Here is a 17471-nt window from a genome sequence, read left to right on the forward strand (position 1 = left end):
ACTCTGCTCTCCATCATGTGAGCGCTAACAAGGCCGTGAGGCCCTTCTGGACAGGAAGTTGATCATGCGTGATGAGCGGTCCGGTAGCCGGAGATGCGGACGCTGGGGTGCTGCCGTGATGGCGGTGGCGGTCGTCGTCACCGCCGGCGCGTGCAGCAAGAGCGGGGCGGGCGGCTCGTCGAGCGGCGCCGACCCGTCGGGCAGCGGCTCCTCCACGGCGGTGACCATCCAGGGTGACATCACCTTCAACGACGCCGACCTGGCGAAGATCGACGCGGCGCTGAAGGCCGCGCTCGCCGGGAAGGACCTGTCGAAGCTCGACCAGGCGATGGTGGTCAACGTCGCGGTGGACTACTGGAACGCCGGCAAGATCGGCTTCAAGAAGGGCCTGGCGGACCTCGGCGTCAAGGGCACCTACCAGGCGCCCGCCAACGGCCGCCTCGACCAGCAGCTCTCCATCATCCAGACGCTGCGCGGCCAGGGCGTCACCGGCCTGAGCGTCTCCGCCATCGACCCGACCGCCATCAAGGCCCCGATCGCCTCCGCGAACTCGGCGGGCATCCCGGTGCTGGCCATCGACTCGCCGCTGCCCGAGGAGGACGGCGCCGCGCTCTACCTCGGCACGCCCAACTACCAGGCGGGCCAGAAGGCCGGCGAGGCGATGAAGCAGGCGCTGGGCGGCAAGGGCCAGGTGGTGGTCCTGGTCGGATCGCTGACCACCTCCAACGCGGTCGAGCGCATCCAGGGCTTCGAGGACGCCATCAAGGGCACCGGCATCAAGGTCGTGCAGAAGCTCAGCGACGGCATGGACGCCTCCAAGGCGCTGACCAACGCGCAGACCGCGATCCAGACCAACCCGAACATCAACGGCCTGTACGGCGTGTACTCCTACGACGGCCCGTCGGCCGGCCAGGCGGTGCAGGCGGCCGGCAAGTCGGGCCGGGTGAAGATCGTCTCGGACGACAGCGACCCGCAGACCCTGAAGTTCATCCAGTCCGGCGTCATCCAGGCCACCGTCGTCCAGCAGCCGTACCAGCAGGGCTACACCGGCGCGTACCTGCTGACCGCCTTCAAGGTGCTCGGCAAGGCGGCCACGCTGAAGATCGTGCAGCCGTACCTGGAGTCCGACGGCACCACACTGTCCTCCGGCGTCGGCCTGGTGACCGGCGGCAACCTCACCGACTACCAGGCCAAGCTCAAGGCCCTGGGCATCGGCTGATGCGTCCCGCCACCGACCCCCGACCCGAGGCGCCCGAGCCGGCGTCGAGCCCGGCGCCCGGTCCTGCGTCCGGTCCTGCTCACGCCCCGGCCCCCGGCGACCTGGCCGTCTCGCTGCGCGACGTCAGCAAGGCGTACGGCCCGGTGAAGGTGCTGGACATCCCGCGCCTGGACCTGGCGCGCGGTCAGATCGTCGCGGTGGTGGGGGAGAACGGCGCCGGCAAGTCCACCCTGATGGGTGTGCTGTCCGGCACCGTGACCCCCACCACCGGGAGCATCGACATCGCAGGCGTGCCGCTGCACAGCGGCCGCCCCGACCACTCCCAGGAGCTGGGAGTGGCGCTGGTCGCGCAGGAGTTCCCGCTGGTCGGCCAGTTGAGCGTGGCGGAGAACCTGCTGCTCGGCCGGCGCCCTGCCCGGTCGGGATCACGGCCGCTGGGCCGTGTGGTCTTCGACCGGGCCGGCACCCGCGCCGAGGCCAGGGCGCTGCTCGCCGAGGTCGGCGTGACCGGCGTCGACGTCGACCGCCCGGTCGAGCGGTTCCCGGTGCCGGTGCGGCAGATGATCGAGATCGCCAAGGCGTGGGGGAAGCGGCCGGTCGTGCTGATCCTCGACGAACCCACCTCGTCGCTGGGACCGGTGGAGGCCGAGCGGGTCCTCGACCTGGCCCGCGGCCACGCCGCGGCCGGCGGGGCGGTGCTGTTCATCGGGCACCGCCTGGACGAGGTCCAGGCCGTCGCCGACCGGGTCGTGGTGCTCCGCAGCGGCCGGCTGGTGGCCGACCTGGCACCGGGCGAGGCCACCGAGGAGCGGATGATCCGCGAGATGGTCGGCAGCGAACTGGCCCGCGCCGACCTCGCGCCGCCCTCCTCCGTCGAGCGGACCACCATCCTCGGCGTCCGCGGCCTCACCGCGGACGGGCTCGGCCCGGTCGACCTGGACGTGAGGGCCGGCGAGATCGTCGGCGTCGCCGGGCTGATGGGTTCGGGACGCAGCCGGCTGCTGCACACCGTGATGGGCGCCCAGCCGCGCACCGGCGGCTCGGTGTCCTTCGACGGCGGCGACTTCCGGCCCCGCCACCCGGCCGACGCCGTCGAGGCCGGGATCGGGCTGGTGCCCGAGGACCGCAAGGTCCAGTCGCTGCTCCCCGCGCACTCCGTGCGGTGGAACGTCACCCTCGCCACCCTGCGCCGGATCAGCACCCGCGGCGTGCTGCGCCCGCGCGCCGACAAGGAGCACGCCGCAGGAATCGTCAAGGACCTCGGGGTGCGGCTGCACAGCCAGGAGCAGCCGATCGGCGACCTGTCGGGCGGCAACCAGCAGAAGGCGGTCTTCGGCCGCTGGCTCGCCGCGAACCCCCAGCTGCTGCTGCTCGACGAGCCGACCCGCGGCGTCGACGTCGGGGCGAAGGCGGAGATCTACCGGCTGATCGACACCGCCGCGCAGGACGGCCTCGCCGTCCTGGTGGCCTCCTCCGAACTGGAGGAACTGCTGTGGATCTGCCACCGCATCGTGGTGATGTCCCACGGGCGGGTGGTCGCCGACATCCCGCGCGACCGGTTCAGCAAGGAAGCGATCATGACCGCGGCGGCGGGCACGCAGTCCGGCCCCGGCGCCGGCAACCAGGGGAAGGCACGCGCATGAAGACCACCACCGCGCCGGCGACGACCGAGGCGGACGCCGCTCCGCCGCCGCGCACCTCGCTCCCGCGCCGCCTGGCCGCGACACCCGAGGTGGGCGTGGTCGCCGCCTGCGTCGTGGTGTTCGTCTCGCTCGCCCTGGACAAGTCGACGTTCGCCAGCGCGGTCAACCTCCAGGGCATGGGCTTCGACCTGGCCCAGTACGGGCTGATCGCCATCGGCGAGTCGCTGGTGATCCTCACCGGCGGCATCGACCTGTCGGTCGGCGCGCTGCTGGGCACCAGCGTCATCCTGATGTCCTGGTTCAACGTGCGCGCCGGGCTGCCGGCGGCGGTGGCGATCCTGATCACCCTCGCGATCGCCGGCACCGTCGGCCTGATCCACGGACTGGCCGTCACCCGGCTGAAGATGGCGCCGTTCGTCGTCACGCTGGTGACGTACACCGTGGCGCAGGGCGTCACCCTGGCCATCACCTCGGGCACCTCGATCACCGGCATCTCCGGGCTGTTCGGCGACGTCGGGCAGAGTTACGTGGCGCAGATCCCGCTGCCGCTGATCATCTTCGCGGTGGTCGCCGTCGCCGCGTGGTTCTTCCTGGAACGCACCTACGCGGGCCGGCAGGTCTACGCGGTCGGCGGCAACGCCGAGGCCGCGCGGCTGGCCGGCATCCGCGGCGACCGCCGCATCGTGTCGATGTACGTGACCAGTTCGCTGCTGTCCGCCGTCGCCGGGATCATGGTGCTCGGACGGATGGGTGTGGGCTCGGCCAGCGGCGTCGGCGTCGGCTGGGAGCTGTCCGCGATCGCCGCGGCCGTCATCGGCGGGGTGAGCCTGGTCGGCGGGCAGGGCCGGATCATCGGCATCGCCGCCGGCACGATCCTCCTCGAACTGATCAACAACGGCCTGACCACCCTGCAGATCAACTCCAACTACACCAACATCGTGCTCGGTTGCGTCCTCGGCCTGGCCATCACCGCCGACCGGCTCCGCGCCAGGAGCGTGGCGCGGCGCAGCTGAACCGCGCCGGGTGGGCTTCCCGGAGCCCGCGCGCCGTGACGCCGGCGCTCCGGCGCCGGCGCGGTGAGCCTCGCCCGGTGGGCGTCGCGCCGTGACCTCGCGCTGCGCTGCCCGCGGCGACGCGCGGCGCGCCCACGGGCGGTCCCTCCCCCGCTCAGGGACCGCCCGCACCCCCGCACGCGCCGGAGCCGGCACCCACGGCTTCCGGCCGTCCATCCCCAGGCCGGGCCCCACGCCCGGCACCCCCCACGCAAGGAGGACACGGTGTCCGCACCCGCAACGTCCCGACTGCTCCACCACCTCAGAAAGTGGGGCCTGTCCGCAGGCGCCACGGCGACACTGCTGGCCGGCGTCCTCGTCGGCGGCACCCAGTCCTCGCAGGCGGCGGGCTCGCTGCCCTGCGACCTCTACGCCAACGGCGGCACGCCCTGCGTGGCCGCGCACAGCACCACCCGCGCGCTGTACTCCTCGTACAACGGCCCGCTCTACCAGGTCAGGCGCGCCTCCGACAGCGCCACCCGCGACGTCGGCGTGCTGAGCGCCGGGGGCTACGCCAACGCGGCGACGCAGGACTCCTTCTGCTCGGGCACGACCTGCGTGATCACGGTCGTCTACGACCAGTCGGGCCGCGGCAACAACCTCACCCAGGCGCCCGGCGGCGGGGCGGCCGGCGGCCCCGACAACCTCGCCAACGCCACCGCGGCGCCCACCACCGTGGCCGGCCACAAGGCGTACGGCGTGTATGTCGCCGCGGGCACCGGCTACCGCAACGACCACACCAGCGGGATCGCCACCGGCGACAACCCCGAGGGCATGTACGCCATCTTCGACGGCACCCACTACAACGGCGGCTGCTGCTTCGACTACGGCAACGCCGAGACCAGCAACAACGACACCGGCAACGGCCACATGGAGGCCATCTACTTCGGCAACATCAAGGTCTGGGGCTACGGCGCGGGCAACGGCCCCTGGGTGATGGCCGATCTGGAGAACGGCCTGTTCTCCGGCGTGAACCAGCACTACAACGCCAACGACCCGACGGTGAACTACCGCTACCTGACCGCGATGGTCAAGGGCGGCGCCAACCAGTGGGCGATCCGCGGCGGCAACGCCCAGTCCGGCGGCCTGTCCACCTTCTACAGCGGCGTGCGCCCCAACGTCTCGGGCTACAACCCGATGCACAAGGAGGGCGCGATCATCCTCGGCATCGGCGGCGACAACAGCAAGGGCTCCGCGGGCACCTTCTACGAGGGCGTCATGACCTCCGGCTACCCCTCGGACGCCACCGAGAACGCCGTGCAGGCCGACATCGCCTCCGTCGGCTACGCCAACTCCTCGTCCGGCACGGGGGCTCCCGCGCCCGGTTCGCGGATCTCGCTGAAGGCCACGACGTCCTGCTGCACCACCGACTACGTCCGCCACGACGACGCGGACGCCAACGTGGTCATCTCCCCGATCTCCTCGTCCAGTTCGGCCACCGACAAGGCCGACGCGACCTGGACGGTCCGGGCCGGCCTGGCCAACGGCTCCTGCCTGTCCTTCGAGTCCGCGAACAACACCGGCCAGTACCTCAGGCACTCCAACTTCCAGCTGCGCCTCAACGCCAACGACGGCACCTCGCTCTTCGCCCAGGACGCCACCTTCTGCCCGCAGCCGGGCAACAATGGCCAGGGCCTGTCCTTCCAGTCCGCCAACTACACCGACAAGTACCTGCGCCACTACAACTACACCGTCTACGTCGCCGGCGACGGCGGCTCCAACGCGTGGGACTCCGCGACCTCCTGGGCCGACGACACCAGCTGGCTCGTCGCCGGCCCCTGGTCCTGACCCCGGGCCGGCCACCGACCGGCATCCGATCGCCCCACGAAGGGCGCCGGGCCGCCGCTCCTCCGGCGGCGCGGCGCCCGCCGCCGGCCGGCCCGGCGTCCGCACGTCGCCCGGCTCCGGGCACTCCCGCGCTCCCGCCCCTGCGCACTCCCGCCCTCGCGCCGGGGCGACGTACCCTTCCCGCATGGACACCACCGCCAGCGCCCCTCCGGCCGAGGCAGCGGCCGAGGCGCCCGTACCCGCACCGGCGGTCGAGGCGATCGCCGGGGTGCTGGCCGGGCGCGGCGTGCTGGTGCTCAGCGGGGCGGGGCTGTCCACGGAGTCGGGGATTCCGGACTACCGGGGCGAGACGGGCAGCCGTCGGCGCGGCACACCGATGACGTACCAGCAGTTCATCGGCGGTGAGAGCGACCGGCAGCGGTACTGGGCCCGCAGCCATCTCGGCTGGCGGACCATCGCGGGCGCGCGGCCGAACGCCGGGCATCTGGCCGTGGCGCGGCTGGCCGGGGCGGGCCTGGTCTCGGGGGTCGTCACGCAGAACGTGGACGGCCTGCACGCCGCCGCGGGCACGCCCGAGGCCGTCGAGCTGCACGGCAGCCTGCACCGGGTGCGGTGCCTGGAGTGCGGCGACCGCAGCTCCCGGGTGCACCTGGAGGAGCGGCTCGACCAGGCCAACCCGGGGTTCCGCGGGCCGGCCGCGGTGGCGAACCCGGACGGCGACGCGGACCTGCCGCAGGAGCGCGTCGCGGCCTTCCGCACGGTGTCCTGCCAGGTCTGCCGCGCCGGGACGCTCAAGCCCGACGTGGTCTTCTTCGGGGAGAGCGTGCCCAAGCCCCGGGTGGAGCGCTGCTACGCGCTGGTCGACGCCGCCTCGGCGCTGCTCGTGCTCGGCTCGTCGCTGACGGTGATGTCCGGGCTGCGCTTCGTGCGCCACGCGGCCAAGCAGGGCAAGCCGGTGGTGATCGTCAACCAGGGGCCGACCCGCGGCGACGAACTGGCCGCGCTGCGTGTCGCCCTCCCGCTCGGCGCCACGCTCACCGCGCTGGCCGACCGCCTCGGCGCCTGACCCCCCGCGCCGCGCGCACGCCGTCAGCGGGCGGGCAGCCTGCGGACGAACCGGTAGGCGGCGAGCAGCCGGCGGCACTGCCACAGGGAGCGTGCTCCGGGAGCCGGCGGTTCGCCGGGCGGCCGGGCCGGTGCCGGGCCGGGGTTTGCGCCGGACGGCGCATCGCGCGGCCGCCGCCGGGCCGGGGCGGGCGCGGCCTACCGGGGCGGCGGGGGCGGGTCGGACCGGGTGGGGCGGCCGGCGATCGCGTTGTAGACCGTGATCCTCACCGTGCGCTGCCATCCCTCGCGTTCGTCGCGGGTCCTCGCGCGCTGCTCCTTGTGGCTGCCCTCCTTGTACAGCCGCCGCGCCCAGGGTGACCCCGGGCGGGCCAGCCGGACGGCGCCGATCAGCGCGACGAAGGGCACGAGGATGCCGATCAGCCCGGTGAACGCCTTGCCCTTGCCGAGGCAGACCACGGCGAAGAGCGCGTTGAACACGAGGGTCAGGGCGTACCCCCAGCCCGAGGCAGGCTCCCCGTTGGTGGAGGTGTCGTCCGCGCCGAAGGGCAGGGCGCCCACCAGCAGCAGTCCGCAGGCGGCGGTGCCGAGCACCACGGTGTCCACCGAGAGCCGGCCCTGCTCCGACCAGTAGACGTCCTCCAGGTGCAGCACGAGCGCGAACTCGTCCAGGACGAGCGCGGTCCCGACGCCGAAGAGCGCGCCGAGGATCTCGCCCCACGGCCGGTCGTGCCCCGCCGGCGAGGCCAGCCCGAAGCCCGCGACGATCATGAAGACGATGCCGAACACCACATGGTGGATGTGCAGCCCCCCGGATGCCTCGACGTTCTTCGGCCACCACGACACCTCGGAGCGGATCATCCGGACGCTGAACCGGATGAACAGGAAGGCGGCGAGCAGCCCCACGAAGACGAAGAGCAGCGGCTGCTTCCCGGGCTCGATGATCTCGCGGTGGTACCAGTCCGAATTCGCCATACGGAATGGTGGCATCCGGAACCCCGGAGTCTCCGGCGGCGCACGGGGGGACGGCGCCGGCGCACTCGCCGGGCGGTCAGTCGCGGGGGACGCGGGCGCGCGGCGGCCAGGCGGAGGGGTCGAGCACGCCGGTGACGTACGCGCGCGCGACGAGGGCCGCGCGGCTGCGAGCGGCGAGCTTGCGGCGCAGCCGGTCGATCCGGTAGTCGAGCCCCTGCCGGGACAGGTGCAGGTCGCGGCCCAGTTCGACGTTGGTCAGCCCCAGCGCCAGACCTTCGACGATGCGGGTCTCGGAGCCGGTGAGGGACGGGAGGCCGGGTCCTTCGGCCGGGTGGGCCGAGGGCGGCGTGAACGGGAACAGGCAGCAGATCACGTCCTCGCCCGGCGGCCCGGCCGGCCAGGTCACCGCGCGCACCGGCACGCGCAGGCCGTCGGAGCGGCGCACCGCCGCGATGGCGTCCGCATAGCCGTCAGGGCGGGCGGCGCGGCGGGCGGCGAGCAGCGCGCACGCCTCGGGCGGGAGCAGCCGGGCCAGCGGCGCGCCCGTCAAACTCTCGGCCGAACGGCCGGTGAGGCGGGCCGCGGCGGGATTGGCGTCCCGGACGACACCGGCCGGGTCGGTGACCACGGTCGGCGTCCAGGCACGGTCGAACAGCGCGAGGGTGGTGTCGATCATGTTTTCGTGGTGCTTCCGGGTGGCGGGGGCCAATCCTGTTCGGGGCCGGGGTTCACCCACGGGTGGATCTCTTGCACGCGTACGGGGGACATCGGGTTTGCGGTGTGCGGGAGCGCTCCCGCACGCCCCGGGCGGCGGCGGGGTCAGTCGCCGATGCGCCGGTGGAGGGCATCGGCGTAGGGGGCGAGGCGGCGCAGCAGGGCGTGGCCGATGTGGTCGGCCTCGTCGCGCGCGAGCAGGGCCGAGACCTCCCGGCGCAGCTCGGCCGGGAGGTCGTGCGCGACCCAGACGCGGACGGCGCGGCGCAGCCACGCCCGCTGGAGGAGGACCGCCGGGTCCTCGTCCGCGGTGCCGGCGGTGGCGGCCTGCAGGACGGTGGCCGGATCGCCGGGACCGGCCGACGACAGCAGCCGGCGGCCGAGCACGATGGGCGCGGTGCCGCCGGCCGGGCGCAGCCGCCGCGCGATCGCGTGCCGCTCCGCCGAGGTGAGGGTGCGGCCCAGCCGCTGCGTCTCGGCCTCGACCCTGGCCAGGTATGCCGTACGGGCCTGGCGTTCGCCGCGGGTGAGGGGGTCCTCCGCGCGGGCGGCCGCGCTCCAGGCGGCGCGCAGCCGGGCCTTGAGCAGCGCGGGCCAGACGTCGTACCGCTGCCAGTCGATGCGGCGGACCGCCTGGTAGACCTCCCAGAGGATCTCGCCGTGGACGGCGTCGCGGTCCGCGCCCGGCGGCAGCCGGGCCGCCTGGGCGCGGGCGGTGCGTACCGCCCACGGCCACAGCGCCTCCAGCAGCAGGTCGTTGGCCGGGCACGCGGCGCGGTCGGGCGGGCCGGCGGGCTCGTCGCGGCCGCTGTGCTCACGCGTGCCCCGGACGCCGCCGCCGGGGCCGGGCGGGGCGCAGCGCAGAGCGCGCTCCGCGAGCGAACGCAGCGCCGTGCCGACCCACAGCGGATCGAAGGGGTCGGCGGCCGGCTCGGCTCCCCGGCCGGAACCGCGGGCGTATCCGCCGTCGTCGCCGCGTGCGGACCCCGGGCGGGTCGCCGCCCTCGGCTTCCACGGCGCGCTGCCCGCCTCGGCGGGATGGGCGCGGCCGCCCGCGGTGTGCTCGCGAGCGGCCTCGCGGGTTTCGTACGGTGTGCGGGGCGCGCCGCCGTACGGCGGGTGGCCGCCGTACGGCGGGTGGCCGCCGCGCGCGTCCTGGTTGTCCGGGCCGCCGGGCGAACCCGGTTCCGGCGGACGGCCGTTGGTGCCCTGTGGAGTCCGCGCCGTCATGAAGGCCTCCCTTGCTGCGGTCGTGCTCGTGGTGCGGGTGCGGGTGCGTGCGGCGCACGGGGTGCGCGCGGTGCGGGGTTCACGGCGGGAGGCGTCCGGCTCATCCGGTCGGGACGACGAGCGCCCGGCGCAGCCCGTCCAGCGGAACGGCGGTGACCCGGGGGTCCTGCCAGGACCACCCGGTGTCGATGTCGTAGGCCAACTCGACGCGACCGCCGGCCTCCAGGTCGGCGAGGACCGTGGGGCCCGGCAGGTGGCGTACCGCCGTGCCGGCGGTGAGCGGGAGCGCGGTGAAGGCCAAAGCCACCCTGGGCAGCGGCGCGAGGAAGACGAAGGCGCCGCGGTGCAGCGGGAACGAGCAGTAGGGCGCCGGGACGTCGGAGCCGACCGGGGGCCGCTGGGCGGTCCCGCACGCCATGGGCGTGGCGGCGCTGCTCCGCACGGTGACGTAGCGCGGATCGCCCGGCGCCGGATCGAGGGAGGTCAGGGCGTTGGCGGCGACGTCCAGCAGCTGTCCGAGGGCGACCGGCCGCATGTCCAGGGCCTCGATGGGGCCGCCCTGCGCGCTGCCGGTCGCGGCGTATCCGTACGGCGACGCGGTCCAGGCCAGGACCGTGGTGGGCGCGTATCCGGAGGTGGTCGCCCAGACCAGCGGCACGCCGTCCGCGGTGTCGCAGCGGACGGCGTGCATCAGGCACAACCGGAAGCCGCCGGCGGCCAGTTCCCTGACCGTCTGCGGCGGCAGGGTCAGGGAGATCCGGTACGAAGGGCCGTCGGCGGGGAGCGCAGCGGCGGACGAGGCCGGAACGGCGCCCGCCGGCCGCGCCGGGACGAGGGCGGACGCCGCCGCCCCGCCGCGCCCGCCCCGCGCCGTTCCCTCCGCGTCCATGCCGCCTCCCCGTCGAGCCCTCGAACCGTCAACCCGTCGGCCCCCGTCCGTCCCCGCCCGTCCGGCGCCCCGGCCGCGCCGCCACGCGCGGCCGGGGACGCCGGACGCCGGCGGTCAGAGGTCGTCGGCCCGCTGGATCTTGGCGAAGTCGTACGGGTTGTCCGGCGAGCCGGGCACGTAGGTGCACCTGACCTGCCAGGTCTCGGTGGAGTTGTCCTCGTTGCGGTAGGTGGCCAGGTAGATGCCGTCCTTGACCACGGGCGCGGCGTTCGGCGCCGAGGCCGTCAGGCGGCAGGCGAGCGAACGGGCGTCGGTGTAGCCCGAGGTGGACGTCGCGATCAGGTTGAGCGGCTGGTACCAGCGCGCGGGCGACGGCGTCCAGATGCCGATGGACCGCACGGGCTCGGTGGCGAAGGCCGACGCCGGGCTGTCCGCGCTGTCGGAGGTCGGCACGATCAGGGTCTGGACGAACTGGTCCGCCGGGATGTCGGAGGCCACGTTGCCCTTCCAGGACCAGCCCCTGTTGACGTCGTACCCCAGTGAGGCCGCGTTCTGGTTGGTGAGGTCGACCAGGACGGCCGGGCCGATGGAGCTCTCGATGACCATGCCCTGCTCCAGCGGCGCCGCCGCGAAGACCAGCGCGACCTTCTGCAGCGGAACCATCAGGTCCATGTTCTTGCCGTACAGCGGGAACGCGCAGATGGGCGCCGGCTCGGCGCTGCCGGGGCCGGGCTGCGCCAGGCCGGTGCTGAAGGGCGTGGTGGTCAGGTTGCGCGAGGTGATGCCCTGCGGCGTGGCGCCGTTGCTCACCGAGACCAGGGCGTTCGCCGCGACGTCCAGGTACTGGCCGAGGTTGATCTGGGCGGTGTCGCTGCCCATGAAGTTGACGCCGTTGCGGATCTCCTGGGTCGAGGCGTACGCGTAGTACTGCTCGGTCCAGTTGACCTTCGTCAGGGCGGAGTACCTGCTGGTGGCGGACCAGACGGTCGGCACGCCGCCGCCGACCGCGCTCTGCACCGCCTTGAACATGAACAGCTGGTAGCGGCCGTCGGCCAGCGCGTTCACGGTGGCCGGGGACATGGTGATGTCGATGCTGTACGGACTGCCGGTGACGTTGACGTACGGCAGAGGGGCGTCGGAGCCCACGAAGGTCTCGGTCATGGCGCCCACCTCCTTCGGTGCGGGCCGGACCGTCGTCGGTCCGGCATCACCCGTTCCAGTAGGCACACCCCACCGCACCCGGCGCCGACGCGCGCGCGTGTCCCGGCGGATGCCGGTGCCGAAACCAGGCAAACGCCAGAACTCCGCCGCTGAGCGGTCCCGGACGCGTCGCCGCTAGGCGCTCAGCGCCTCGCCCTCGGTCTCCAGGACGCACGCCGCGGCCAGGTCGTCCAGGGACAGGTCCAGCGCGGCCGTCAGCGCAGCCACCGTGAAGAAGGCGGGCGTCGGCGCCCGGCCGGTCTCGATCTTGCGCAGCGTCTCCGCGGAGATCCCCGCCCGTGCGGCGACCTCCACCATGCTGCGCTCGCCGCGCGCCTGGCGCAGCAGCGCGCCGAACCGCTCGCCGCGGTGTCGTTCCCAAGGGGTCAACGGAGTCCTCACCATGCCTGTGATACTAATACCGGTATAAGAATTGGGTGCGGGCGGTGCCGGTGCGGGCGCCGCCGCTTCTCGCCGAGGAGTCGCAGGACATGGTGGAGATCAAGACCGACGCCGCGCTGGACGCGATGCGCGAGGCCGGGCGGGTCGTGGCCCGGGCGCTGGCCGCCGCCCGGGAGGCGGCGGCCGTCGGGGTGTCGCTGCTGGACCTGGACGAGGCGGCCCGCGCCGTGCTGGCGCAGGCGGGCGCCCGCTCACCCTTCCTCGGCTACCAGCCGTCGTTCGCGCCGACCCCCTTCCCCGCGGTGATCTGCACCTCGGTCAACGACGCCCTCGTGCACGGCATCCCGACCGGCTACCGGCTGCGCGACGGCGACCTGGTGAGCGTCGACTGCGGCGCGGAGCTGGACGGCTGGACCGGCGACGCCGCGATCAGCTTCATCGTCGGAGCCGCGCGCCCGGGCGACCGCGAGCTGATCGACGCCACCCGGCGCGCGCTCGACGCGGGCATCGCCGCCGCCGTCACGGGCAACCGCGTCGGCGACATCTCCCACGCCATCGGGGCGGTCGCCCGCGCGGCCCGCTGCGGGATGCCCGCGGACTTCGGCGGCCACGGCATCGGCCGGCGCATGCACGAGGACCCCCATGTCCCCAACCGGGGCCGCCCCGGCCGCGGATACCCGCTCCGGCGCGGCGTGGCGCTCGCCATCGAGCCGATGCTCATGGCCGGCGGCCACGACGCCTACCGCACCGGGCCCGACGGCTGGACCCTCAGCACCGTGGACGGCAGCCGGGCGGCCCACATCGAGCACACCGTCGCCGTCACCGAGGACGGCCCGCGCATCCTGACGCTGCCGTGACCCGGCGTCGGGGGTACGGCGGACCCGGCGGACCCGGTGGGCTTCGTGCGTGCCGATCCCGCTCGTGGCCGCGGCGGCCTACAGGTCGAGGAACATGTCGGTGGCGGGCCGGGAGCAGCAGATGAGGACGCTGCCCGGCTCGGGCGGTTCGAGCGGCGCCGGGTCGTACGCGACGTCGCCCGCGATCAGGGGCGTCACGCAGGTGTGGCATACGCCGGTGCGGCAGGACCAGCGGGTCGGGACGTCGCACGCCTCGGCCAGTTCGAGCACCGAACCGTAGCCGGGGGACCAGGGGGTGGCCAGGCCGCTGCGGGTGAAGGTGATCAGCGGGCCGGTGCCCGGCGCGCCGGGCGGCTGGTGCGGGCGCGCGTCGGAGGCCCCGGCGATGCCGGGGGTGATCCGCTCGCGCGCGCCGAACAGCTCGCTGTGGACGCGCTCGGGGCTGACGCCCGCGCCCTCCAGCGCCGCGCGGATGTCGGTCATGAAGGCGTCAGGACCGCAGACGTAGGCGTCCGCGCCGGTCGGGACGGTCAGCGCGGACAGCGCCTGCGCGGTCAGGCGGCCGAGGACGACCGCCGGATCGTGCGGTGCGCCGGCGAGCGCGGGCCCGGTGTAGAAGGTGTGCTCGCGTGCGTCGGGCAGCGCCGCCAGCAGCGCGTGCGCCTCCTCGGCGAAGGCGTGCTGGGCGCGGTCGCGGGCCGTGTGGATCCACCAGACCTGCCGTGTGCTGTGCGCGGCGGCCAGCTGGTGCAGCATGGCCAGCACCGGGGTGACGCCGATGCCGGCCGAGATCAGCAGCACGGGTTCCGTGCCGTCGGCGAGCACGAAGTCGCCGCGCGGGCCGGCGATGTCGATGACCGCCCCGGGCTTGAGTGCGGTGTGCACGTAGCCGCTGACCCGACCGTGCGGTTCGCGCTTGACGCTGATCCGGTAGCCGTCGGCGCCGGGCGCCGAGGACAGCGAGTAGCTGCGCACCGGCGGGGGAGCGGGGCCGTCGGTGATCCGCACCGAGAGGTACTGGCCGGCCCGCGCGACCGGCAGCGCCGTCCCGTCGGCGGGCGCCAGGTGGACCGAGCAGACGCCGGGCGTCTCCGGCACCATCCGGGTGACGCGCAGCGCCTTGAAGCCGGGCCAACCGGTGTCCGCGGCCCCGGCCTCCGCTGCCGCCTCCGGCGGCTTCCTCTCGGTCATCTCGCGGAAGGACTGCCGCCAGCCGGGGCTGAGCGCGGGGACCGCCAGCGCGGTGCGCAGCCGGTCGGGGTCGGGGTCGGGCAGGTACAGCAGGGCGTCGGTGTCGGCGACGCTCAGCGCGCCGGGGCCGGTCCGGGTGCGGACGATCTCGTCGCCCTCCTTGACATGGCCCTCGGCGATGACGCGCAGGTAGAAGCCGGGGCGGTGGTGCGCGACGAGCAGGGCCGCCATCTTCGGCTCGCCGAGCCGCAGGCCCACCCGGTAGCAGGTGACACGCGGCTGGGTGACCTCGAACTCGGCCTCGCCGATCCGGTAGCGGTCGCCGATGCACACCTCGTCGTCGGGGAGGCCGTCGACGGTGAAGTTCTCCCCGAAGTCGCCGAACTCCAGATCGCGCTTGAGGTGTTCCTCCCAGTAGCGGTAGGAGGCGGTCTGGTAGACGAGCACCGCGCGCTGCTCCCCGCCGTGCCCTGCCAGATCGCCCTGCCCGTCGCCGTCGACGTTGAGCCGCCGCACCATCCGCCGACCCGCGACCGGCTCCTTCCACGCCCCGGTGTGGACGGTCCGCCCCTGCCAGTCGACGTCCCTGGGCTTGCCGACGTTCACCGACACCAGCGTCGCCATGTCGCTCTCCCGGTCGCGTTTTCCGGAGTCGGCCGCCCGGACGCGGACGCGCGTCCGGCGGTCCGCCTTCCACCGTAGCCCGGGGCCGGCTACTCCGCCGGGGGGACGCCGTGCACGCGCTCGTAGTGGCGGCGCGCCTTCATCCGGTTGCCGCAGACCGCCATCGAGCACCAGCGGGCCTTGTTCGTCTTGCTGCGGTCGAGCAGGAACAGCCGGCACTCGGGGTTGGCGCAGGGCCGCAGCCGATCCGGCCGGCTGCGGCGCAGAGCGCCCCAGGTCAGCACCGCGCGCACGGCGGGCCCGCGCTCCTCGGGGGCGTCCAGCCGCCAGCCGAGCCCCTCGTCGCCGACGGCCGGGCGGCAGACGACGCCTTCGAGCAGCGCGGTGAGCGAGGAGGGCGCGCGGTCCGCGCGGATCACGGCCCAGAGCGCGTCGCGCGCCTCGACCAGATGCCGGCGCTCGGTCTCGGTGCCGGTGCCGCCGTGGGCCCGCTGCCAGGCCCTGGCGGTGTCCGGACGGGAGAGCCGGTCCTCCACGGCGCCCTTCACCACCGGCGCGGTGTTGAGCAGCTCCAGCAGCGCGTCCTCCTGCGCTGTGTCGATCAAGGCGGTGCCCGTCGCATCCGTGTCGACCACCATGGATCCCCTAACCGTAGACGCTGCCTTGACAGGTTACACCGCCGTCGCGCGCGGTCGGTGGAGCCGCCTGCGGTAGCGGCGGGCGCAGGGGAGGGCGGGAAGGGGGCGGGGCTCGTCGCGCCGTCGAAACTAACCATCAAAATCACGTTGACAGGTTATGCGTGGCGTGGTCGACTGGCTTTGTAACCCCAGAAATCAGCCATGGAGGTTAGGCGCATGACCGGCACCGTGCACCACCGCACCGTCACCGTGAACGGCCTGGACGTCTTCTACCGGGAGGCAGGCGATCCGCAGGCGCCCGTCCTGGTCCTGCTGCACGGCTTCCCGACCAGCTCGCACATGTTCCGCGACCTCATCCCGGCGCTCGCCGACCGCTACCGGGTGATCGCCCCCGACCACATCGGCTTCGGGCAGTCGGCGATGCCCGGACTGGACGCCTTCCCGTACACCTTCGACGCGCTCACCGACGTCACCGCCGGGCTGCTCGACCAGCTCGGCGTCGACCGGTTCGCGATGTACGTCCAGGACTACGGCGCCCCGATCGGGTGGCGGCTGGCCCTGCGGTCCCCGCAGCGCGTCACCGCGATCATCACGCAGAACGGCAACGCCTACACCGACGGATTCGTGAAGCCCTTCTGGGACGGCGTGTTCGCGTACACCGACGCCCCCGGCCCGCAGACCGAGCCGGCCGTGCGGTTCGCGCTGACCGAGGAGGCCACGCGCTGGCAGTACCTGAACGGCGTCGCGGACCCCACGCTGGTCAGCCCCGACACCTGGGTGCACGACCAGGCGCTGCTCGACCGGCCGGGCAACGACGTGATCCAGCTCAAGCTGTTCCGCGACTACCCGACCAACGTCGAGCTCTACCCCGAGGTGCACGCGTACTTCCGGGACTCCCAGGTGCCGCTGCTCGCCGTGTGGGGTGCGAACGACGAGATCTTCGGCCCGGACGGGGCCCGCGCCTTCCAGCGCGACCTGCCCGACGCGGAGATCCACCTGGTCGACTCCGGGCACTTCGCACTGGAGAGCCACCTGGACGCCGTCGCCCAGTACATCCGCGCCTTCCTCGGACGCGTCCTCGCCTGAGGCGCGGCCGGCATCGAAAGGACGAGGCCATGGGACTGTCATGGCAGCAAGGACCGCTCTCCACCACCGCGATCGGCCGATTCCTGACCCCGGAGCCGCTCCCCGAGCGGATGCTGTTCGCCGAGCGGCTGCGCCGCCGGATGCGGGTGCGGCTGGGCGGCGAGTGGATCGCCGACAGCGAGGACGTCGTCCTCCTGCACGAACCTGGCCGCTACCCGGTGGCCTACTTCCCCCGCGCCGACGTGCGGGCGGACGCGCTGGTCGCCGGCGACCGCGTCACCCGGCACAAGGACCTCGGCGACACCGCCTGGTACGCCGTCCGGGCAGGCGGCGGCACCGCGGAGCGGGCGGCCTGGGAACACGTCGGCCTGCCCGGCCACGCCGCCGAACTCGCCGGCCGGATCGCCTTCGCCTGGCGCGCGATGGACGGCTTCTACGAGGAGGACGAGCGGATCCTCGGCCACGCGGCCGACGCCTACCACCGCATCGACGTCCGCGACACCTCACGGGTCCTGGAGGTCCGCTCCGAGGGCCGCGTGGTCGCCCGCTCCGAGCACCCGGTCGTGCTCTACGAGTCCGGCTTCGCACCCCGCTGGTACGTGCCGCGCGCCGACGTCGACGAGAGCCGGCTGCGGGCCGTCGAAGGGCAGACCTTCTGCCCCTACAAGGGACTCGCCGACTACTACGACATCGGCGGCGCCGAGCGTGCCGCCTGGTCGTACCGCCGCGCCTACCGCGAGGTCGCCCGGGTCGAGGGCCTGGTCTCCTTCGAGGCCGACAAGGTCGAGGTCCGGCTCGACGGCAAGCGCCTCGTACCGGAGCCCGGCCAGCAGGTGAGCCCGCACGGCGTCGACCGCGGCCTGGACGCCGACGAGGTGCGCAGCCGGTGACGGCGGCG

16 protein-coding genes are annotated in these 17471 nt (G+C 74.0%); 8 read left to right on the forward strand and 8 right to left on the reverse strand.

Translation table 11 applies throughout. The features are described 5' to 3' along the window. The first annotated feature begins 118 nt into the window (after positions 1-118). From V2S66_RS24475 to V2S66_RS24495, 5 genes are all read left to right on the forward strand, one after another. Positions 119-1219, forward strand: coding sequence for a substrate-binding domain-containing protein (locus V2S66_RS24475; RefSeq protein WP_330798459.1), 1101 nt, complete (start codon positions 119-121; stop codon positions 1217-1219). Further along, on the forward strand, positions 1219-2862 hold the full coding sequence (locus V2S66_RS24480) for a sugar ABC transporter ATP-binding protein (RefSeq protein ID WP_330798461.1): 1644 nt from the start codon (positions 1219-1221) through the stop codon (positions 2860-2862). The genes V2S66_RS24475 and V2S66_RS24480 overlap by 1 nt, the downstream gene beginning before the upstream one ends. Beyond that, complete coding sequence (locus V2S66_RS24485) at positions 2859-3875, forward strand: ABC transporter permease (RefSeq protein WP_330798463.1); 1017 nt, start codon at positions 2859-2861, stop codon at positions 3873-3875. The genes V2S66_RS24480 and V2S66_RS24485 overlap by 4 nt, the downstream gene beginning before the upstream one ends. Positions 3876-4139: 264 nt before the next feature. Further along, positions 4140-5702 carry an alpha-L-arabinofuranosidase B gene (locus tag V2S66_RS24490; protein WP_330798464.1) on the forward strand — a complete coding sequence of 521 codons (1563 nt, stop codon included), beginning with the start codon at positions 4140-4142 and terminating at the stop codon, positions 5700-5702. Between the two features lie 184 nt (positions 5703-5886). After that, entirely contained in the window at positions 5887-6768 is an 882-nt protein-coding gene (locus tag V2S66_RS24495; RefSeq protein ID WP_330798466.1) for an NAD-dependent protein deacetylase, read from the forward strand. 197 nt (positions 6769-6965) lie between these two features. Here V2S66_RS24495 and V2S66_RS24500 read toward each other — a convergent pair whose 3' ends face one another. From V2S66_RS24500 to V2S66_RS24525, 6 genes are all read right to left on the reverse strand, one after another. Then, positions 6966-7742, reverse strand: a complete 777-nt coding sequence (locus V2S66_RS24500) for a hypothetical protein (protein WP_330798468.1) — start codon at positions 7740-7742, stop codon at positions 6966-6968. 76 nt (positions 7743-7818) lie between these two features. After that, positions 7819-8418, reverse strand: a complete 600-nt coding sequence (locus V2S66_RS24505; RefSeq protein WP_330798470.1) for a PAS domain-containing protein — start codon at positions 8416-8418, stop codon at positions 7819-7821. Between the two features lie 143 nt (positions 8419-8561). Beyond that, positions 8562-9686 (reverse strand): hypothetical protein, encoded by a 1125-nt coding sequence (locus V2S66_RS24510; protein ID WP_330798471.1) that lies wholly within the window; start codon positions 9684-9686, stop codon positions 8562-8564. A 100-nt stretch (positions 9687-9786) separates the two neighbouring features. Beyond that, the gene (locus V2S66_RS24515) at positions 9787-10575 is read right to left on the reverse strand and encodes a hypothetical protein (RefSeq protein ID WP_330798473.1); all 789 of its coding nucleotides are present in this window, start codon (positions 10573-10575) and stop codon (positions 9787-9789) included. A gap of 114 nt (positions 10576-10689) precedes the next feature. Then, positions 10690-11736, reverse strand: coding sequence for a hypothetical protein (locus V2S66_RS24520; protein ID WP_330798475.1), 1047 nt, complete (start codon positions 11734-11736; stop codon positions 10690-10692). Positions 11737-11910: 174 nt separating this feature from the next. Beyond that, positions 11911-12180: a helix-turn-helix domain-containing protein gene (locus tag V2S66_RS24525; protein ID WP_330798477.1), complete on the reverse strand. Its 270-nt coding sequence runs from the start codon at positions 12178-12180 to the stop codon at positions 11911-11913. A gap of 86 nt (positions 12181-12266) precedes the next feature. On the opposite strand from V2S66_RS24525, the gene map reads away from it, so the two are divergent. After that, the gene (gene map, locus V2S66_RS24530; RefSeq protein ID WP_330798575.1) at positions 12267-13034 is read left to right on the forward strand and encodes a type I methionyl aminopeptidase; all 768 of its coding nucleotides are present in this window, start codon (positions 12267-12269) and stop codon (positions 13032-13034) included. Between the two features lie 78 nt (positions 13035-13112). Here map and V2S66_RS24535 read toward each other — a convergent pair whose 3' ends face one another. Both V2S66_RS24535 and V2S66_RS24540 read right to left on the reverse strand, forming a co-directional pair. Next, entirely contained in the window at positions 13113-14849 is a 1737-nt protein-coding gene (locus tag V2S66_RS24535; RefSeq protein ID WP_330798478.1) for an MOSC and FAD-binding oxidoreductase domain-containing protein, read from the reverse strand. An 89-nt stretch (positions 14850-14938) separates the two neighbouring features. Further along, the gene (locus V2S66_RS24540) at positions 14939-15487 is read right to left on the reverse strand and encodes a CGNR zinc finger domain-containing protein (RefSeq protein WP_330798479.1); all 549 of its coding nucleotides are present in this window, start codon (positions 15485-15487) and stop codon (positions 14939-14941) included. 216 nt (positions 15488-15703) lie between these two features. Between V2S66_RS24540 and V2S66_RS24545 the strand changes: the two genes are divergently transcribed. Together V2S66_RS24545 and V2S66_RS24550 are read left to right on the forward strand one after the other, a co-directional pair. After that, entirely contained in the window at positions 15704-16573 is an 870-nt protein-coding gene (locus V2S66_RS24545; RefSeq protein ID WP_330798481.1) for an alpha/beta fold hydrolase, read from the forward strand. Between the two features lie 29 nt (positions 16574-16602). Continuing rightward, positions 16603-17463 (forward strand): DUF427 domain-containing protein, encoded by an 861-nt coding sequence (locus tag V2S66_RS24550; protein WP_330798482.1) that lies wholly within the window; start codon positions 16603-16605, stop codon positions 17461-17463. Positions 17464-17471 lie beyond the last annotated feature (8 nt).

The organism is Actinacidiphila polyblastidii (assembly GCF_036353415.1).
GTDB classification, from domain to species: domain Bacteria; phylum Actinomycetota; class Actinomycetes; order Streptomycetales; family Streptomycetaceae; genus Actinacidiphila; species Actinacidiphila polyblastidii.

Excerpts from the sequence above, each read along its gene's own strand:
- V2S66_RS24540 (WP_330798479.1), bottom strand. The coding sequence starts at position 15,487 with ATGGTGGTCGACACGGATGCGACGGGCACCGCCTTGATCGACACAGCG.
- V2S66_RS24485 (WP_330798463.1), top strand. The coding sequence starts at position 2,859 with ATGAAGACCACCACCGCGCCGGCGACGACCGAGGCGGACGCCGCTCCG.
- V2S66_RS24510 (WP_330798471.1), bottom strand. The coding sequence starts at position 9,686 with ATGACGGCGCGGACTCCACAGGGCACCAACGGCCGTCCGCCGGAACCG.
- V2S66_RS24545 (WP_330798481.1), top strand. The coding sequence starts at position 15,704 with ATGACCGGCACCGTGCACCACCGCACCGTCACCGTGAACGGCCTGGAC.
- map (WP_330798575.1), top strand. The coding sequence starts at position 12,267 with ATGGTGGAGATCAAGACCGACGCCGCGCTGGACGCGATGCGCGAGGCC.
- V2S66_RS24495 (WP_330798466.1), top strand. The coding sequence starts at position 5,887 with ATGGACACCACCGCCAGCGCCCCTCCGGCCGAGGCAGCGGCCGAGGCG.
- V2S66_RS24475 (WP_330798459.1), top strand. The coding sequence starts at position 119 with ATGGCGGTGGCGGTCGTCGTCACCGCCGGCGCGTGCAGCAAGAGCGGG.
- V2S66_RS24500 (WP_330798468.1), bottom strand. The coding sequence starts at position 7,742 with ATGGCGAATTCGGACTGGTACCACCGCGAGATCATCGAGCCCGGGAAG.
- V2S66_RS24550 (WP_330798482.1), top strand. The coding sequence starts at position 16,603 with ATGGGACTGTCATGGCAGCAAGGACCGCTCTCCACCACCGCGATCGGC.
- V2S66_RS24480 (WP_330798461.1), top strand. The coding sequence starts at position 1,219 with ATGCGTCCCGCCACCGACCCCCGACCCGAGGCGCCCGAGCCGGCGTCG.
- V2S66_RS24535 (WP_330798478.1), bottom strand. The coding sequence starts at position 14,849 with ATGGCGACGCTGGTGTCGGTGAACGTCGGCAAGCCCAGGGACGTCGAC.
- V2S66_RS24525 (WP_330798477.1), bottom strand. The coding sequence starts at position 12,180 with ATGGTGAGGACTCCGTTGACCCCTTGGGAACGACACCGCGGCGAGCGG.
- V2S66_RS24515 (WP_330798473.1), bottom strand. The coding sequence starts at position 10,575 with ATGGACGCGGAGGGAACGGCGCGGGGCGGGCGCGGCGGGGCGGCGGCG.
- V2S66_RS24505 (WP_330798470.1), bottom strand. The coding sequence starts at position 8,418 with ATGATCGACACCACCCTCGCGCTGTTCGACCGTGCCTGGACGCCGACC.
- V2S66_RS24520 (WP_330798475.1), bottom strand. The coding sequence starts at position 11,736 with ATGACCGAGACCTTCGTGGGCTCCGACGCCCCTCTGCCGTACGTCAAC.